The organism is Deinococcus arboris (genome assembly GCF_009755355.1).
Taxonomy (GTDB): domain Bacteria; phylum Deinococcota; class Deinococci; order Deinococcales; family Deinococcaceae; genus Deinococcus; species Deinococcus betulae.
The window spans coordinates 13,443-30,036 of sequence record NZ_WQLB01000042.1 but is presented as its reverse complement, the minus strand read 5'-3'; the positions used below and the strand labels follow the sequence as shown (position 1 = coordinate 30,036).

Annotated in this window: 19 protein-coding genes; 13 read left to right on the top strand and 6 right to left on the bottom strand. The window is 66.0% G+C overall.

Annotated features, from left to right (window positions below; all coding sequences use genetic code 11):
- Positions 1–217 (top strand): hypothetical protein (locus GO986_RS23105; RefSeq protein WP_232337924.1); only part of this gene is annotated, 217 nt, incomplete at its 5' end.
- Here the strand turns inward: GO986_RS23105 and GO986_RS20355 are convergent.
- Entirely contained in the window at positions 198–1,295 is a 1,098-nt protein-coding gene (locus GO986_RS20355) for a BMP family lipoprotein (protein ID WP_157461353.1), read from the bottom strand. The two genes, GO986_RS23105 and GO986_RS20355, sit on opposite strands and share 20 nt — an antisense overlap.
- A 281-nt stretch (positions 1,296–1,576) precedes the next feature.
- Here GO986_RS20355 and ligA point away from each other — a divergent pair, with 281 nt between their 5' ends.
- The 5 genes from ligA (at position 1,577) to GO986_RS20330 (ending at position 6,031) form a co-directional block, all read left to right on the top strand.
- Positions 1,577–3,619, top strand: a complete 2,043-nt coding sequence (gene ligA / locus GO986_RS20350; RefSeq protein ID WP_157461352.1) for an NAD-dependent DNA ligase LigA — start codon at positions 1,577–1,579, stop codon at positions 3,617–3,619.
- Between the two features lie 241 nt (positions 3,620–3,860).
- Positions 3,861–4,211 (top strand): Asp23/Gls24 family envelope stress response protein, encoded by a 351-nt coding sequence (locus tag GO986_RS20345; RefSeq protein WP_157461351.1) that lies wholly within the window; start codon positions 3,861–3,863, stop codon positions 4,209–4,211.
- Positions 4,208–4,705: a transcription antitermination factor NusB gene (nusB, locus tag GO986_RS20340; RefSeq protein ID WP_369409503.1), complete on the top strand. Its 498-nt coding sequence runs from the start codon at positions 4,208–4,210 to the stop codon at positions 4,703–4,705. Before GO986_RS20345 ends, nusB begins: the two co-directional genes overlap by 4 nt.
- On the top strand, positions 4,702–5,589 hold the full coding sequence (gene folD / locus GO986_RS20335) for a bifunctional methylenetetrahydrofolate dehydrogenase/methenyltetrahydrofolate cyclohydrolase FolD (protein WP_369409502.1): 888 nt from the start codon (positions 4,702–4,704) through the stop codon (positions 5,587–5,589). The genes nusB and folD overlap by 4 nt, the downstream gene beginning before the upstream one ends.
- A complete protein-coding gene (locus GO986_RS20330) occupies positions 5,573–6,031 on the top strand; it encodes a divergent PAP2 family protein (protein WP_224571543.1) in 459 nt (152 codons plus the stop codon). The genes folD and GO986_RS20330 overlap by 17 nt, the downstream gene beginning before the upstream one ends.
- 370 nt (positions 6,032–6,401) lie before the next feature.
- Here GO986_RS20330 and GO986_RS20325 read toward each other — a convergent pair whose 3' ends face one another.
- Both GO986_RS20325 and GO986_RS20320 read right to left on the bottom strand, forming a co-directional pair.
- Positions 6,402–6,785, bottom strand: coding sequence for an NADH-quinone oxidoreductase subunit 15 (locus tag GO986_RS20325; RefSeq protein ID WP_157461348.1), 384 nt, complete (start codon positions 6,783–6,785; stop codon positions 6,402–6,404).
- Positions 6,786–7,069: 284 nt separating this feature from the next.
- Positions 7,070–8,890, bottom strand: a complete 1,821-nt coding sequence (locus GO986_RS20320; RefSeq protein WP_157461347.1) for an alpha-amylase family glycosyl hydrolase — start codon at positions 8,888–8,890, stop codon at positions 7,070–7,072.
- Between the two features lie 292 nt (positions 8,891–9,182).
- On the opposite strand from GO986_RS20320, the gene ispG reads away from it, so the two are divergent.
- The 4 genes from ispG (at position 9,183) to GO986_RS20305 (ending at position 11,747) form a co-directional block, all read left to right on the top strand.
- Positions 9,183–10,403 carry a flavodoxin-dependent (E)-4-hydroxy-3-methylbut-2-enyl-diphosphate synthase gene (gene ispG / locus GO986_RS20315; RefSeq protein WP_157461346.1) on the top strand — a complete coding sequence of 407 codons (1,221 nt, stop codon included), beginning with the start codon at positions 9,183–9,185 and terminating at the stop codon, positions 10,401–10,403.
- A 27-nt stretch (positions 10,404–10,430) separates the two neighbouring features.
- Positions 10,431–10,688 carry a DUF7710 domain-containing protein gene (locus tag GO986_RS23580; RefSeq protein ID WP_439648722.1) on the top strand — a complete coding sequence of 86 codons (258 nt, stop codon included), beginning with the start codon at positions 10,431–10,433 and terminating at the stop codon, positions 10,686–10,688.
- Positions 10,689–10,865: 177 nt separating this feature from the next.
- A complete protein-coding gene (locus GO986_RS20310; RefSeq protein ID WP_157461345.1) occupies positions 10,866–11,267 on the top strand; it encodes a DUF4259 domain-containing protein in 402 nt (133 codons plus the stop codon).
- Positions 11,268–11,270: 3 nt separating this feature from the next.
- Positions 11,271–11,747 carry a hypothetical protein gene (locus GO986_RS20305; protein ID WP_157461344.1) on the top strand — a complete coding sequence of 159 codons (477 nt, stop codon included), beginning with the start codon at positions 11,271–11,273 and terminating at the stop codon, positions 11,745–11,747.
- A gap of 5 nt (positions 11,748–11,752) precedes the next feature.
- On the opposite strand, the gene GO986_RS20300 is transcribed toward GO986_RS20305, so the two are convergent.
- The 3 genes from GO986_RS20300 to GO986_RS20290 all read right to left on the bottom strand — a co-directional run bounded on the left by GO986_RS20300 (position 11,753) and on the right by GO986_RS20290 (position 13,823).
- Positions 11,753–12,190, bottom strand: coding sequence for a GNAT family N-acetyltransferase (locus GO986_RS20300; RefSeq protein WP_369409501.1), 438 nt, complete (start codon positions 12,188–12,190; stop codon positions 11,753–11,755).
- 62 nt (positions 12,191–12,252) lie between these two features.
- Entirely contained in the window at positions 12,253–12,708 is a 456-nt protein-coding gene (locus GO986_RS20295; protein ID WP_157461343.1) for a hypothetical protein, read from the bottom strand.
- A 254-nt stretch (positions 12,709–12,962) separates the two neighbouring features.
- Entirely contained in the window at positions 12,963–13,823 is an 861-nt protein-coding gene (locus tag GO986_RS20290) for a M55 family metallopeptidase (RefSeq protein ID WP_157461342.1), read from the bottom strand.
- A 222-nt stretch (positions 13,824–14,045) separates the two neighbouring features.
- On the opposite strand from GO986_RS20290, the gene GO986_RS20285 reads away from it, so the two are divergent.
- The 3 genes from GO986_RS20285 (at position 14,046) to GO986_RS20275 (ending at position 16,484) form a co-directional block, all read left to right on the top strand.
- The gene (locus GO986_RS20285; RefSeq protein WP_198170857.1) at positions 14,046–14,966 is read left to right on the top strand and encodes an ABC transporter substrate-binding protein; all 921 of its coding nucleotides are present in this window, start codon (positions 14,046–14,048) and stop codon (positions 14,964–14,966) included.
- A gap of 109 nt (positions 14,967–15,075) precedes the next feature.
- On the top strand, positions 15,076–15,837 hold the full coding sequence (gene map, locus GO986_RS20280; protein ID WP_157461340.1) for a type I methionyl aminopeptidase: 762 nt from the start codon (positions 15,076–15,078) through the stop codon (positions 15,835–15,837).
- On the top strand, positions 15,834–16,484 hold the full coding sequence (locus GO986_RS20275; protein ID WP_157461339.1) for a pentapeptide repeat-containing protein: 651 nt from the start codon (positions 15,834–15,836) through the stop codon (positions 16,482–16,484). Before map ends, GO986_RS20275 begins: the two co-directional genes overlap by 4 nt.
- The last annotated feature ends 110 nt before the right edge of the window (positions 16,485–16,594 follow it).

Sequence of the window (16,594 nt, the reverse complement as noted above, 5' to 3'; positions counted from 1 at the left end):
GGATGCCTGGAAGCAGATGCCTACAGCCAGCGGCGAAAGTATTCAAGGGATTCAGAAAAGCCCCACAGACGAGGAGGCAAAAGGGCAGATGGTGGAAAGCATCAGCCCACCTTCAGGTGGGCGTTCCTGCCTTCAACCTCTGGAACAACAAAAACTGACGCGCCCACTCGGAGCGCGCCAGTCAGAACAGCGGAGACTTACTTGGTCGGAACTTTGATGGCGCCGCTGATGATCTTGGCCTTGACGGCCTCCACGCGGGCCACCTGGGCGCTGGTGATCAGGCCCTTGTTGTACTGGTCCACGGCGTAGCCCACGCCGCCTTCTTTCAGACCGAAGCGGCGCTCGCCACCCTTGAACTTGTCTTCCTGCACGTCCTTGATCAGGGCGTACACAGCGTTGTCCACGCGCTTGAGCATGGAGGTCAGGCCGTGGTTCAGGGTGGCGGCGTTGCCGTCAAAGTCACCCTGGGGGTTCTGGTTCTTGTCCACGCCGATGAAGAACAGAGGCCGGGTGTTGCCAGCGCAGGCCTTGGTGTAGGTGGCGCTCTTCTTGATGCTGGCGAAGTTGTTGGTGTTGAACTTCACGCCGGCGGGCAGGTTCGCGGCCTTGAGGCACTGCGTCTGCTTGATGTAGTCGATCACGCCGTTGCCCGACGCGCCGGCGGCGGCGAAGATGATGTCCGCACCCTTGGCGCGCATGCTGCCAGCGATTTCCTTGGCCTTGGCGGGGTTGTTCCAGGCGTCAGGGGTGGTGCCCACGTACTGCGCAATCACGCGCACTTTGGGGTTGGCGGCCTTGGCGCCCGCCGCGTAGCCGGCCTCGAACTTGTGGATCAGGGGGATGTCCATGCCGCCCACGAAGCCCAGCACGCCGGTCGAGGAGTTCAGCGCGGCCAGGTAGCCCACGAGGTAGCTGCCCTGCTCTTCCTGAAACACCAGGCTGGCGACGTTCTTCTGAGGGGACACGTCGTCCACCAGACCGAAGAACAGATCGGGGTTTTCCTTGGCGACCTGGCTGATGCTGGCGTTGTTGGCAAAGCCCACACCCACGGTCAGGTCAAAGCCTTCGTTGGCAAACGAGCGGATGCCCTGAATGGTCTGGCTGGGGTCGCTGGGCTCGAAGTCCTTGGTCTGGACGCCAAAGGCCTTGACGGCGCGCTGGCTGCCTTCGTAGGCGCTCTGGTTAAAGCTCTTGTCGAACTTGCCGCCGGCGTCGTAGGCGAGGCCGACGCGCAGGCTCTGGGCAGAGGCGACCGTGGCGGTCAGGGCAAGGGCAAGGGTCAGAATCTTTTTCATTTCAAAGGCCTCCGGGAACAGGAATCAGGTGAATGCTTGAACAGAGTATACGGAAATTGCCAGCTGTCTAGACCCGACGGCGGCACAGTTGTGAAGCGGATCGGGTCAGGGCGGATTTGAACACTCTTGAGGGGATGTTCACGTCTGGACTGTCACGCGAGTCTGACAAAGTAATAGATGGGGACGTGACCCTCTGAGCGTACCGAAGAGACGTGACGGCTCTCTGAAGAATGAGGCACAGCAGGCGGCTTTCCGGCCCACTTCTCGCTATGCTGACCCGCATGAGCCAGGCCGCGCTTGACCGTTATCTTGCCCTGAGTGCCGAGGTCGCCCGCCACAATCAGGCGTACCACGAACTGGACGCCCCCCTGATTCCGGACGCTGAATATGACGCCCTGGTGCGTGAACTGCGCGCCCTGGAAGCCGAGCATCCCGAATGGGCCGAGGGGCAGGCGGCTCTGGGGGGCGCGACCCCGGCGCAGGCGGTGGGCGGCGCGCCCAGTACGGCGTTTGTGCAGGTCAGCCACCCCACCCCCATGACCAGCCTGGACAACGTGTTCAGTGACGAAGAGCTGGGCGAGTGGCGCGAGAAACTGACCCGCGCCCTCAACCTGCCCGCCGACCACGACGACCTGACGTTCACAGGCGAAATCAAAATTGATGGCCTTAGCGTCAACCTCTATTACAAGGACGGCAGTTTGCAGTGGGCCGCCACGCGCGGCAACGGCGTGACGGGCGAGATGGTCACGGCGCAGGTGGCGACAGTGCCGGGTATTCCCACCCGCCTAGAAGGTCTGAAGGGTGAACTGGAGGTGCGCGGCGAGGTGTACATGAGCCGGGCCGACTTTGCTGCCTTTAATGCCCAGGCCGAGGAACTGGGCACGCCACTGCTGAAAAACCCACGCAATGGGGCGGCGGGGGCCCTGCGGCAAAAAGACCCGGAGGTCACGCGCTCGCGCAACCTGAAGGCCATCTTCTACGCGCTGGGCAAGCGCGACGGCGTGCCCGCCCAGACGCAGGGCGAGGTCCTGGCGTGGCTCTCGGCGCAGGGCTTTCCAGTCAGCCCCTACACCCGCACCCTGCACGGCCTGGCCGAGGCCGAGGCTTACCACGCCGAGATGACGGCGCAGCGTCAGGCCTTCGAGTTTGATGCCGACGGCACCGTCCTGAAACTGGACCCCCTGCGCCTGCAAGAAGAGGCGGGCTTTACCAGCCGCGCGCCGCGCTGGGCGATTGCCTACAAGTTCCCGGTCGAGGAAGTAGAGACGGTGCTGGAAAGCATCAGCATCAACGTGGGCCGCACCGGCAAGCTGGCGCCGCTGGCACACCTGCAGCCCCGGCTGATTGAGGGCAGCACCGTCAGCAAGGCCACGCTGCACAACGAGGATTACATCGCAGGGCTGGACCTGCGCGTTGGTGACACGGTGGTGGTCCGCAAATCGGGGGGCGTCATTCCCCAGATTATGCGCGTGGTGGTCGAGAAACGGCCCCAGGAGGCCGCGCCCTACGAGTTCCCGACCACCTGCCCGGAATGTGGAGAGCCTGCGGTGCGCCACGAGGACGACGCCAACACCTACTGCGTCAACCCCGCCTGCCCCGCGCAGGGCTACCGCCTGATTCAGTATTTCGTGTCCCGCGGGGCGATGGACATTCAGGGCATTGGGGAAAAACTGATCGCCCAGTTGCTGCACACCGGCCTGGTGCAGGACGCCGCCGACCTCTACAGCCTGACCGCAGAGCAGCTGGCGGGCCTGGAACGCGGCGGTGAGAAAAAGGCGCAGAACATCCTGGCGCAGCTCTCGGCCAGCAAGACGCAGCCGCTGTGGCGCCTGGTCAACGCGCTAGGGCTGCCGCATGTGGGCGAGCGCAACGCGCAGGTGCTGGCCCGCAACTTTGGCAGCCTGGACGCCCTGATGAACGCCACGGCCGAGCAGATTGAGGCGGTGCCGGGCCTGGGCAAGATTATTGGGGCGTCGGTGGCGGTGGCCCTAAAAGAAGAGGGAACGGTGCGACTGCTGACCAAGCTGCGCGCCGCCGGAATTGACCCGCAGGGCGAGGCCGAGGCGCGCGGCGAGCAGCTGCGCGGCCTGAATTTCGTGTTGACAGGCACCCTGGGCCGCCCACGCGACGCTATCAAGGCCCAGCTGGAAGCGGCGGGTGGGCGCGTCACAGGCTCAGTCACCGGCAAAACCAGCTATCTGGTGGCGGGTGAAGAAGCAGGCAGCAAGCTGACGCGCGCGCAGGAACTGGGGGTCAAGGTGCTGGACGAAGCTGGCCTGGCCGACCTGCTGGCCGAGAAGGGCGTGACGACCGAACCGGCCTAAGTGGAACAGGGAAGAAATGGCCCTTTGACCCACTGCTTCAGAGAAAGCAGCCCGCAGAGGGTGGGCGTCTCCAGCGGCCAGAGCCCGCCTCCCTCTTCAGGTAAGGCCGCGTGCCAAGGGGTTGCCCATCACAGCTCTCTTCCCGACCTCCATCAATCCCGCTTCACGCCGAACGGGATACACTGAAGCCTATTGGCGCGGCCCGCTTTCCTCTGTGGGGCGCGCGTGGAGGCAAACGAGCATGGCAACACCCGACATTGAAATCAGCAAAAATGTCCTGATGGACATCGCCGCCACGACGCTGGACGGCATAGACGGCACTGAGGTCTCCAGCGCGCCCATGAAGGTGGGTGAGGTGCTGCGCAGCCAGACCCCTGGCCGCCGCCCGCGCGCCCTGCGCGTGACCCGAGACGGCCAGGACGTAACGGTAGACGTGGGCCTGAACATCGAGTTTGGCCGCAACCTGGTGGCCCTGTCCGAGCAGGTGCAGCAGGCGGTGCGCGAGAACATTGAACTGATGACGGGCCTGAAGGTACGGGCCGTCAATGTCAGCGTGCAGAACGTCTGCCTGCCCAAAGGCAGCTCCGCGTGACCCGCCGCCGCGAAAAGGCCGCCGCCCCCACCGGCACCCGGCGCGCCGCGCGCGAGTTTGCCTTCCGGGTGTTGTTCGAGGCAGACCGGGGCGACCTGCCCATGCAGAGTGTCTTTACCCGCGCAGAAGGCGCCATGCGTGCGGGTGACGACACCTTTGCCCCGCTGAATGAGGAGGCCCTGACCTTTGCCCAGACCTTGGTGCAGGGCATCAGCGCCGCGCGGCCAGACATTGACGCGACGCTGCGCCGCACCATCCGTGGCTGGAGTTTTGACCAGATGGCCCAGACCGACCTGAATATTCTGCGCCTGGCCACCTTCGAGATGATGTACACCGGCGAGCCGCATCCGCCCGTCATTGAAAGTGCGGTGCGGATTGCCCGCAAGTTCGGCGGCGATGATTCGGGCCGCTTTGTCAACGGGGTGCTGGCCGGCCTGAGCCGCAGCCTTCAGGAGCAGCCGGCCCCCGCGTCCAGCCCGGAGCCGCGCGAGTGACGGTGGGCGCGGCGGCCCAGCCGCTGACCGGCGCGCCCGCCGCCGAGGCTCTGCTCGAAGAAGCCGCTCGCCGCGCGGCAGCCCTGCCCGCTGCGCCCCATCTGGCGCTGGTGAGGGTGGGGGACGACCCAGCCAGTGTGGCTTATGTGCGCGGCAAGGCAAAAAAGGCCACCCAGGTGGGCCTGAGCAGTCAGGTTCACGCCCTGCCCGAAGCCACTGCCCAGGCGGAGGTGCTGGCCCTGCTGGCGGCCCTGAACGCCGACCCGGCCGTCAGCGGGATTTTGGTGCAGTTGCCCCTGCCAGCCCACCTGAACCCCGAGACCATCCTGACTGCCGTGGATCCACGCAAGGATGTGGACGGCCTGCACCCGGTCAGCACGGGGCGCCTGTGGACTGCCCAGGCGGGCCTGCGTCCCTGCACCCCAGCGGGTGTAATGGCCCTGCTGGCCTTTTACGGTGTGCCGGTGGCCGGACGGCGCGCCGTCATTGTGGGCCGCAGCGCACTGGTGGGCCGGCCGCTGGCAGCGCTGCTGCTGAACGCCGATGTCACCGTGACGCTGGCTCACAGCCGCACCCCGGACCTGGGCGCTGTAACGCGCGAGGCGGACCTGCTGGTGGTGGCCGTCGGCCGCGCCCATCTGGTCACCCCCGAGATGGTGAAGCCCGGCGCCACCGTTATTGATGTGGGCATTAACCGCGTCCCAACGGAAGACGGTAAGGGGCGCCTGACCGGCGACGTGCATCCGGCTGTCGCTGAGGTGGCCGGCGCCCTGACCCCGGTGCCGGGCGGCGTGGGACCTATGACGGTGGCCCAGCTGCTGATGAACACCGTGCTGGCTGCCGAAACGCAGCGTCAAGAGGCTGCTGGTGAACTCGTTCGCTGAGTTGCTCGAAAACCGCTGGCTGTGGGTGGCCGTGCTGTCCAGCACCGGCGCCCAGGTCCTGAAGGTCCTGCTGATTCTGCTCATTGAACGGCGCTGGCGCCCCTCGGCCTTCATGGAAACGGGCGGGATGCCCAGCAGCCACAGCGCGATGGTGGCGGCCCTGACCACAGGTGTGGGGCTGACCGAAGGGGTGGGCAGCCCCCTTTTTGCCGTCAGCGCCGTCTTTGCCCTGATTGTCATGTACGACGCGACGGGCGTGCGTCACAGCAGCGGCCAGCAGGCCCGGCTGCTAAACGAACTGGTCGAGGAACTGCGCGCCGTGGTCCGCGAGGGCTTCGCGCCCCTGCCGCTGCGTGTGCTGCTGGGTCACACCTATCTGGAAGTGCTGGTGGGCACATTGATCGGCATAACGGCCGGCTTTATCGCCTTTGCGGGCGCTTAGTACAGAGAATAAGTGAGGCGGGAGCGGCTCATCCGAGTAGGGATGAGCCGCGTTGTCGTTTCTGCCTTCGCGGGTACTGATAGCCAGAGAGAGTTAAGAGCGAGGGGGCTTCTTTTTAGAGGAGCTTCTGGGATGGCCTCACAGCGGTTACGTGTTCCCTTGCTGATGCGAGGGCGGCTCGATCAGTTCCGCACACCCCACTGCCTGGCTGCGAAGAGTTGCCTTGTGCGCTGCCGATCTAGGCTGGCTCGCCCTGGAAGCAGTCAGAACGTCGAATCTGGCTGAGGTCTTTGGAGAACTTCTGGCACCGTTCCAGGCATCTCTTGTTGCCTCGCTCCAAACAATCAGATGTGCCAGTTCAGGCTATCTCCTAAACCGCCTGGAGCCCCTTTACCGCGCTGTCCAGCAACGTCTCTAGCCGCTGATGGGTGAAGGGGCGCTTGCCTTCCAGTAGCACATGGTCGCCCGCGTGCAGGTGCCAGTGTTTGCTGCCGCCCATCAGGCGCAGGGACACCGCTTTCAGGTCGGCGTGGCGGGGGCTGACGGCGGCAATCAGCAGCGGCTGGCCGCCCGCCGTAATCCGCACACTCATGACCGTGGTAGGCAGGTCATACGGCCGCTCCATGCGGTAGATGTAATCGGGAAAGTCTGCCACCTTTTCAAAGCCTAGGCCGCGCGCCCTGGCCCCGGCTTCCAGCCAGCCAAGCAAGTCCACCCACTGCGCGTACAACGCCGAGTCGTGTGCATGTGCCATGTGGCACAAGTGTAACGCAGAGGACAGCGTGGAGCGTGCGGAGGGTCTTGTGTGGTGATCAGAGCAGAGGAGGCAGTGAAAGTGGAACAGGGTTCTTGGAAGTGCGCTGTGTCAGGCAAGCCAGCCGCAAAGGCACCAAATGGCCAGTGCCACGCCCAGAACCTGCTCTGCTGCGCGATTCTCTGACATAGGGAGCGGTCTGGCCAGATCGCTCTCCCGTTTGCATAGAGAACCCCTGTACTGAAGCGGAGTTCACCACCTTCTTTGATCTCTCCTTCGCCCGTTTACTGGACCAGAATCCGGCCTCCCGCCGCCTGCACCGTCACCTGACCGCCGCGCAGGGGTTCGCCGGTCATGGCGTCGAGCCAGGTGCCGCCGGGAAGGGTCAAGGCCACCTCGTGGGACTGGGGTTGGCGGCTGGCCAGGACGACAGCGCGGTCGGTGTGTCCGTCTTCGTGGGTGTACTCACGCAGGAAAGCTACAGCGTCGTCCTCGGCGTGTAGAAAGCGCAGGTTGCCGCGTTGCAGGGCCAGGGTGCGGCGGCGCACGGCAATCAGGGCCTTGACCCCGCCGCGCAGGTTGTGGTCCCAGCCGTCCTCATCCCAGGGCATCGGTTCGCGGCACCAGGGCATGGCGCCGCGCCGCGACTGGCTCAGCCCCACCTCCGAGCCGTAGTAGGTGCAGGGCACCCCTGCGTAGCCCATCAGCAGCGTGAAGGCCGCCAGAAACAGCGTGCGGTCGTTGCCCACGCGGTACAGCGCGCGGGGAATGTCGTGGGATTCGAGCACGTTGAACATGCTCAGGGCCACTTGCGGCGGCAGCGCGTGATAGGCGTCCCACAGCATGTCCGCCAGTTCTTCGCCGCCCAGGGCGCTGGGTTCGAACAGCAGGTTACCGCGCGCCAGCCATTGCATCACCGGCAGGCCAAAGCCGTGGTAATTCATGGAGCCGTCCTCGCCCTGGCCGTTCAGCGCGTGTTCGGGGTCATAGAAGCGCTCGCCGAACACGTAGGCGTCCGGCCTTTCCTCGCGCGCGGCGCGCTTGAGGGTCTGGTGCAGGGGCAGGTTGTCCTCGTCGGTGCCGCCTGTGCCAATCATGTGGGCCACGTCCAGCCGCCAGCCCGCCGCGCCCCGGCGCAGCCAGTGGCGCACCACCGATTCCTCGCCGCTGAAGAACTCCTGCACGGCAGCCGGGTTGCGGTAATCAATCTTGGGGAGGGTAGGCACATCAAAAAAAGCGTGGTAGGGCGGCTTGCCGGGTTCGTCACGCCAGGTAAACAGGCTACGTTCGGGGGCCGTGTCGCCTTCCAGGGCCGCGCGGAACAGGGCGTTCTCGTTGCCCACATGGTTAAAGACCCCGTCCAGGACGAGCCTCATGCCCGCACTTTCAGCGGCGCCCGCCAGTTCGGTCCAGGCTTCGTCGCCGCCCAGGTGGGGGTCAATGTGGCGGTAATCGGTGATGTCGTAACGGTGGTTGCTGGGCGACACGAAGATGGGGGTCAGCCAAAGGCCGGTCACGCCCAGGTCTTGCAGGTAGGGCAGCGCCTGGGTAATCCCGTTCAGGTCACCGCCGTAATGGCCGTGAATGTCGCCCCAGGCGTCAATAGGGGTGTGCCAGTCCACCCGCTCCACCACCCGGTCGCCGTACAGGTACTCGCCGGTCTGCACGTCGTTGCTGGGGTCGCCGTTGCGAAAGCGGTCAGGGAAAATCTGGTAAAAGACGCTCTCCCAGGCCCATTCGGGGGCCACGTGCCCTGCCAGGTAGCTGAACCAGGACCGGAAGCCCCGGCGCGTGCGGTGCAGGCCCAGCCCGGTCAGGTGCAGGTGGTCGTTGCTGAAGTTCAGCTGCCAGGCGTAGCGGACTCGGCCCTCGTGCACCGGCAGGTCGGCCTCGAACCAGCGGCCCGGCGCGCCCCCCACAGGGTCAATCTCGCGCGCTGGATGCGTTTCGATTTCGCCCACCCGCACCAGCTTAAATTTGACCTCGGTAACAGGCAGGGTCGTGCGCAGCCGAACACGCACAGTGCTGCCCGTGGGGGTGCCCAAGCGCTCCGTGTAGGCGGGCGTGTGGTCGTGCTGGGTCGAGAGCAGGGGAAAAATAGTCATGGCGAAACCTCCGGCACAGCGCAGCGGGCACGGCCTCTCAACTCGCGTGAAAGCGGAGGAGAGGTCGTGCCCGCAAGGGACAAGCGTTGCCTGTGAACTGTTGCCGCCCAGTGTGCGCGGCCTGAGGGGCTGGGGTCAAGGGGCCTGGGCAGCCCAGGTCGTCAGGGGTGCAGTGCCGCCCAGGGCAAACTGTCCCCCCGCCGCAGAAGAAGGCTCCGCGCCCGTCTCACACAGCCTCCTGCACCTTCTGGCCGACGCCTGCCCCTGACCCGCCGCGCGTAGACTGGGCACCATGACCCGCCGCCAGACCGTCAGCGTGAACGTGGGAGGCGTGCCGATTGGCAGCGCGCACCCCGTGGTCGTGCAGAGCATGACGAACACCGACACCGCCAACGCCGAGGCCACCGCCATTCAGGTGGCGCAGCTGGCCCGCGCCGGCAGCGAAATCGTGCGCGTGACGGTCAACACCCGGGAAGCCGCCGCCGCCGTCCCCGAAGTGGTGGCCCGCCTGCAAGAAGTGGGCCTGAACGTCCCCATCGTGGGCGACTTTCACTACAACGGCCACATCCTGCTGCGTGAATACCCCGAAACGGCGCGGCTGCTGGCCAAGTACCGCATCAACCCCGGCAACGTGGGGGCCGGGCAGCACCACGACGCCAACTTTGCCACCATGATCGAGGTCGCCAAGGAGTACGGCAAACCCGTGCGCATCGGCGTAAACTGGGGCAGCCTCGACCAGCAGGTGCTGGCCCGCCTGATGGACGAGAACACGCGCCGGGGCAGCCCCAAAAGCGGCACCGATGTGATGATTGACGCGATGGTGGTCTCTGCTCTGGAAAGTGCCCAGTACGCCGAGCGACTGGGCCTGGCCCACGACAAGATTCTGATTTCGGTTAAGGTCAGCTCGGCCCCTGAACTCTGGCAGGTGTACCGCCAGCTGGCCCCGCTGTGCGACTACCCCCTGCACCTGGGCCTGACCGAAGCGGGCATGGGCATGAAGGGCATCGTGGCCAGCAGCGCGGCGCTGGCGCCCCTGCTGATTGACGGCATTGGCGACACCATCCGCGTTTCGCTGACCCCCGAGCCCGGCGCCAGCCGCAAGCTGGAAGTGGAGGTGGCCCAGCAGATTTTGCAGAGTCTGGGGCTGCGCCAGTTCTTGCCGCAGGTCACCTCCTGCCCCGGCTGCGGACGCACCACCAGCACCTTTTTTCAGGAGCTGGCACAGAAGATTCAGGATTACATCCGGGACGCCATGCCCGACTGGAAGGCCAACTACCCCGGCGTGGAGGACATGCAGGTCGCCGTGATGGGCTGCATCGTGAACGGTCCCGGTGAGAGCAAGCACGCGAATATCGGCATTTCTCTGCCCGGCACGGGCGAAGACCCGCGCGCCCCGGTGTACCAGGACGGCAAGCTGCTGACCACCTTGAAAGGGCCGCGCATTGCCGAGGATTTTCAGGTGTTGCTGGAACAGTACGTAGAGCGGCGCTACGGGCAAGGGGTGGGGGTTTAAGGCTTGGAGCCTCAACCGGGCGTCTGGGTGTTTCTAGGTGTTCGCGCAACACCGCCCGCCGCCGTGTTCTCGACACTGGAACTGGGAGAGGCGTGGGTTCAGCAGCACGGCCTGGAGGGAATGCTGACGTGGTCTCCGCTGGACATGAGTGTCTACGAGTGGGTGGTCGCTCAGGGCAGATTCAGCTCCAGGCCTGAAACACCGACCCCACAGTTCCTGGCGGGCTTTTCCTCGGCCTCTCAGCCACATCATCACTACGAAAGACCTGAAGAATCTGGCGGCTGATCCGGACGCCGATTGAATCGAGCAGCATGCGGGGTGGACTCCGAGCAGACTTGACAAGCGGCGCAAGAGAGCGAGCAGGAACAGATGCGGATTCCGCGATCTGGAAGCGCAGACGGTGCCTTTTTTTGCTGTGCGGCAATTCAGCGGAACCCATATAACTTCTGCCATCATGGGTTCATGACCGTCTGGGGCACTGGCAGCTTTGAAAATGAATACGCCGCCGAGTTTGCGAGGGAGGTCGTGCAGGACGGCGCCTTTGCCCTGGCCGAAGCCTTCGACGTGGCCCTGGACCCCGACAACGAGTACCTGGAAGCCGAGGAAGGTCACCGCGCTCTGGCCGCCGCCGAGGTGCTGGCGGCCGTGTTGACCGGCGACACCCGCAGCCTGACCGACGCTGGGCTGCGGGCCTGGGCGCAGGCGGCCGATCTAGCTGACCTGACCCACCTGCGCCAGCTGGCCCTGGAAGCCGTGGAGCGCGTGCTAGGGCCAGGCAGCGAGCTGCCGGACCTCTGGGAAGAGGGTGAGGACGCCGATACCTGGCGGGGGGACGTGGGTCGCCTGCGCGCGGAACTGGGTTAGGGCGTGGCTTCGCCTATAGCCTGGCTGGCGGCTGATCTGGACGCCACCGACCCCAGCCTGGGTGAACAGTGGACCGCAGAGCTGCACCGCTGCGCGCAGGCCCTGGGCTGGACGCTGTCGCCCTGGAGCGCGACCTCAGCCATGACGGCACTGCGGGCGCGCGAACTCGTGGCCCCTTACGGCACGCGGCGCATAGAACTGCGGGCCCACGGCTGGCTGCCCATCCTGGCGTTTGTGGAGGGGAAAGAGCACAGACCAGCGACAAAGCTCGGTGACCCCTGGGACCCCGAGCCGCGCCCCTACCTGAACCCGCCCGAGCTGGTCGCGTGGTGGCAGGCGCGCGGCTGGCTGGTCCCGGACGCTGCGTGGCTGGGTGGTCTGCCGGACCCCGATGACCTGGCCGCCCTGAGCCCCCGCGAGAGCAACTTCCTCAGGCGCCTGGGCTGGAACCGGGGTGAAGCCCTGCTGCTGCCCTGGTAAAGGCTTTAGCCTGCGCCTGGCCGACCGTTCTGCCGCTCATAGTTGCGCCGAAACATCAGATTGGCCTGCCGCAGCCCCAGCCCCTCGTAAAACGGCACCAGGTCGTCGTCGCAGGCCAGGTCGGTGGCATAGAGGTCCCCCAGCTCGGTCAGCATCCGTTCCATCAGCGCGCGGCCGATGCCCTGGCCCTGATGGTCGGGGTGGACCTCCAGCAGCGGAATAAAGGCGGTCAGCACCCCGTCACTGATGGCCTGCACGAAACCAATGACCTGTCCGTTTTGAAGTGCCAGGACGAAACGGTAGGAACCGGCCAGGAGACGGTGAAACGTCTCGGGACTGGGTGGGTTAGGCCAGCCCACAAAAAAGCCAGTGAGTTGTGCCGGGCTGATGCCCTCCAGTGTGGTTTGCAGGGTATAGGCGGCTGGGCGGCGCTGGTCGGTCACACCTTCAGGCTAGAGAACTGCTGCCCTCAGCACATCCGCCACTTCACGCACCACGCTCGGCGTTAAAACCTCAGTTCGAGGCCCACACCCGCGCCCAGCTGCCCGGCGCTGCTGGCCCGCACAAAGGCCCGCCAGCCCGCTGGCCCCAGCACGGGGCCGCGCAGACCGGCCTCGCCGTACAGGGCAAACTGGTTTTGGGTGCTGCCGCCTGGTATGGCGGTGGGGACCGTCAGCTGCCCGCCCAGGCTGGCAAAGGCGTCTACCCGGCTGAGCGGAATGTTCAAGTCGCGCAGCGTGACCCCGGCGGCGTAGCGGCTGGAGGTGCTGGCATTCGCTGACCAGGGAAACTCGGCGCTGCCCTCCAGCCCCAGCGTGCCGATAAAGGGCACGGGCAGCAGGGCCGTGCCCGCATGTACCCCGTAGCCCGCCGTCGTGGCATTCACTCCCGCCCACACCGCAGCGGCCGAAGCCGAGGAACCCAGGGTCAATGCAGCAACAACAGGCAACAGGACGCGCATGGGCCCGAGCTTAACCGTGAACCATGAGCTTTGCTGTTCTGGGAGCAAAGGCCATGTGGGATGGCACCGTTTTGGTGGCAGATCGCCGCAGTTGCTGAGCAGGCTGGCAGAGCCAGAACAACAACAAGGGAAGGCCAGATTGGTGCCCTTGATTCTGGGGTGAGCAGTCCTGCACAGGCGGTCATCGTGAAAAGGACGGAAGCACTTGTCTCCTGTTGGCTTGACAGGAGCCTGCGGTGACACCCGGACCCCGACTATCCGTCCAGCCGCACCTCTGCCACTTTCGCCAGCATGCGGAACGTCTGAAAGAGGTGATAGGCGTTCTCACTCTCCCAGCCCACCGTGACCCCATCCACCCGCGTCACGCCGGGTACGCGCTCGGCCGCGTCGGCGCGGGCCTGATGGTTCAAACTCAGCTGAACGGCGGCGGGCCAGCGGGTCGTGTGTGGCTGGGCCTGAGCCGCGTTCTGTACGGCCTGGCGCGCCCCTTCGTGAATGCGGCGCGTGGCCTCGCGCGGGTGCAGATGAGCGGCGGCGAAGGCACTCAGACCTTCCTTGACGGCCACCGTGACCACCTGGCCGCCCAGTTCCGCCGAAATCTCGGCCATCGCCACGTCGTCGCCACTGGCAAACAGCACCGGCACGCCGTAGTGCCCGGCCAGCAGGCCATTGAGGCCGTACTCGCCCGTCGAGACGCCATTGATGCGCACGTCCCGCACAAAGCCGTTCCAGGTGTGAGCCAGGGGGCCGCGCACACTGCCTGCCCGGGCGTGGTAGCCCACGAACAGCAGGCCCACCACCCCCGTCTCCTGCACCCCCTGGACCATGCTCAGAGGCTTATCGTTGCCGCTGGTAAACCGCACGCCGTCAGGCAGCAGGTCGGGCAGCAGGTTGCGCATGGTGTCGTGGCTGTCGTTGACCAGCACGTCGGTGGCTCCGGCGTCCAGCGCGCCCTGGGCGGCGGCGGCCGCTTCCAGCGTCATCTGGGTGCGGGCCCGTTCGTATTCGGTGCCGCTCACCAGCCCACCAAATTCGGGAGGGCTCACCTGCACCCAGCTGGAGACCCCACAGATGCCTTCCATATCCACGCTGATCACGACTCGGCGCTCACTCATAGGCCTGAGGGTAGCGTGTAGGGGATGTTCAAGAGGGAGGCCGAGTGGCCAGGCCAGGGGAGTCCCCTTGACACGCTCCAGCCCTTTCGCATAAACCTGAGTTTGTCAGTCGGATTTAGCTTTCTGGCCTGCTCAGCGGGCCTGCCCCACCACCCGCCTGCGTCAACAGTTCTCACCGGGTGTCATCCCATGCGGTTGGCGCCTGCCTTGCCTGGAGTCTCTATGAAACCCCTCCTGACCTTATTGGCAGCCCTGGCCGTGTCTTCGGCCTCGGCCCAGACCTTTCCCCTGACCATCAAGCACGACCTGGGCACCGCCACCCTGCCGGCCATGCCCAAGCGCGTCATCGTGCTGGGCGAGGAGCTGACCGAACTGACCGCCGTGCTGGGGATCAAGCCGGTGGGCTTCGCGTCGGGGCGCATTGGCGAGGCCCGGCTGGGGCAACCCCTGACCAACCTGACCTCGCCCGCTGGCACCTCGCTGGGCCAGCCGGTGTATGTCGGTGCCACCGACAAGCCCAGCATGGAAACCATCCTGGCCCTCAAGCCCGACCTCATCCTGATGTGGGGCGAGCCGGACGAGACACCCCTGTACAACTCGCTGCGCCGCCTGGCGCCCACCCTGGCCTGGAATTACAACCGCGACGCGCAACTGGGCTGGAAAACGGGCCTCCGCGAAACCGCGAAGGTGTTTGGCAAGTCGGCCCAGGCCAACCGCTACATTCAGCAGTACGACGCGCGGATTTCTGCCCTGCGCGCCAGGGTCGCGCCCAGGGTCGAACAGGCGCCCCGCACCGCGTTCCTGGCCCTGTTTGGGCCGCAGACCATCTCGGTGCTGGGCGAACAGTTCGCGTTTTCCAACGTGCTGCGGCGCCTGGGGATGACCATTGCCACGCCCACTGGTGTAGACCCCAGCGTGTACTTCAAGGAACTCTCGCCGGAAGCGGTGCTGACGCTTAGTGCAGACCGGGTGCTCGTGCTGCGGGTCAAGGCGGCCGGAACGCTGCCCGTGGACGCCCTGCTCAAGCGGCGGGGCCTGCCGGTGGTGACGTACCCCCTGGACCCGCAGGAGCCTCAGTCTGGCCCCCTGACCGACCTCAAGCGCGCCGAAGCTCTGGCCAAGCTGCTGGCCACGCCACGGTAAGGTCGGCGCCCTGCCGCTCAGGGCGGCCCATAGCGGCGGCTGATCCCTCCCTGCTGCGGGGTAAGGCCAGCCGCTTTCTTCCGTTCCCACCGTGTTAGCCTTGACTGTTATGAGCCGCGTTGCCCTGAAGTCAGCCCGCGAAATCGAGACCATGCGCCGTGCGGGGGCGCTGGTGGCCGAAACCTTCCGGGTGCTGGAACCTTACGTGGTGGCCGGCGCCACCCTGAAAGACCTGGACCGCCTGGCCGAAGAGCATATTCGCAAGGCCGGAGCCACCCCCGCCTACCTGGGCTATGGGCCGCGCAACAACCCCTTCCCCGGCACCATCTGCGCCAGCGTGAACGAGGTCATCTGTCACGGCATCCCCGATGGGCGTGAGCTGCAAGAAGGCGACATCGTGGGGGTAGACATCGGGGTGCTGCTGGGCGGCTATTACGGCGACGCCTGCTACACCTACACTGTAGGCAAGGTGCGCCCCGAGGTGCAGGGTCTGGTAGACGCCACCCGCGCCAGCCTGAATGCCGCGCTGGACCTCGTGAAACCCGGCGCCCGCCTGGGCGACCTGGGGCACGCGGTCCAGACGGTGGCCGAGGGCCGGGGCTACAGCGTGGTGCGCGAATATACAGGCCACGGCATCGGCAAGCGGCTGCACGAGGAACCCACGGTGCTGCATTACGGCGCGCGTTACACGGGCCTGAAATTGCAGCCTGGCATGGTGTTTACCATCGAGCCGATGGTGAATCTGGGCCGCCCCGAGACCCGCCTGCTGGGCGACGGCTGGACCGTCATCACCGCCGACAAGCAGCCCAGCGCGCAGTTTGAGCACACGGTGGCCGTGACGCAGAAGGGCCACGAGATTTTGACGCTGTGACGGGCCCCAAGCCGCCTGCTCCACCCCGATTTCCGAAGGGCGGTCTGAGAAGCTTCTCGGGTCTGCTGGAAGATGAAGCGGTCGAGCGGGGGTGGGCTTTCGAGGGCGACCTGTCCAGCGCTCACGCACTGAACAGCGTGACCTTCGAGGGTTGTGTCTTTCGCGGCGTGAACCTCGTGGGCAGTGTCTGGCGGCGGGTGCGTCTGCTGGACGTGCGGTTTGAACGCTGCGATCTGAGCGGCGCCGTCTGGGAGGACGTGAGCCTGGAGCGGGTGCAGGTGGCCGACTCTCGCCTGCTGGGCGTGCAGGCAGCGGGCACACGCCTGCGGCAGGTGCGCCTCAGCCGGGTGTCCATGCCGCTCTCGGTGTGGCTGAATGCCGACGCGGCCCACCTCTGGCTGGAAGGCTGCGACCTGGGTGAAGCGGTGATGATGGGCGCCAGGTTGGGCGGCACCGTGATGCGCGGCTGCCAGCTTCCGCGCACCGACCTGCGGGGGGCGCAGCTGGACGGAGCAGATCTGCGGGGCTGCGACCTGGGCGGCGTGCGCCTGGGGGCCGCCGAACTGCAGGGCGTGACCATCGAACCCGCGCAACTGCTGGACCTCGCCCACCTGCTGGGTGTGCGTGTGGCGGCGCTGGAGGGCTGAAGAGACACCTGGCCCCCGTGCCTGGCCCAGAACGCACATAGACCGATGAGGCCAGAAGAAAGGGCGTGGAGGAGAGGCGCGACTGCCTCCTCCACGTCCTCTTCTTCGTC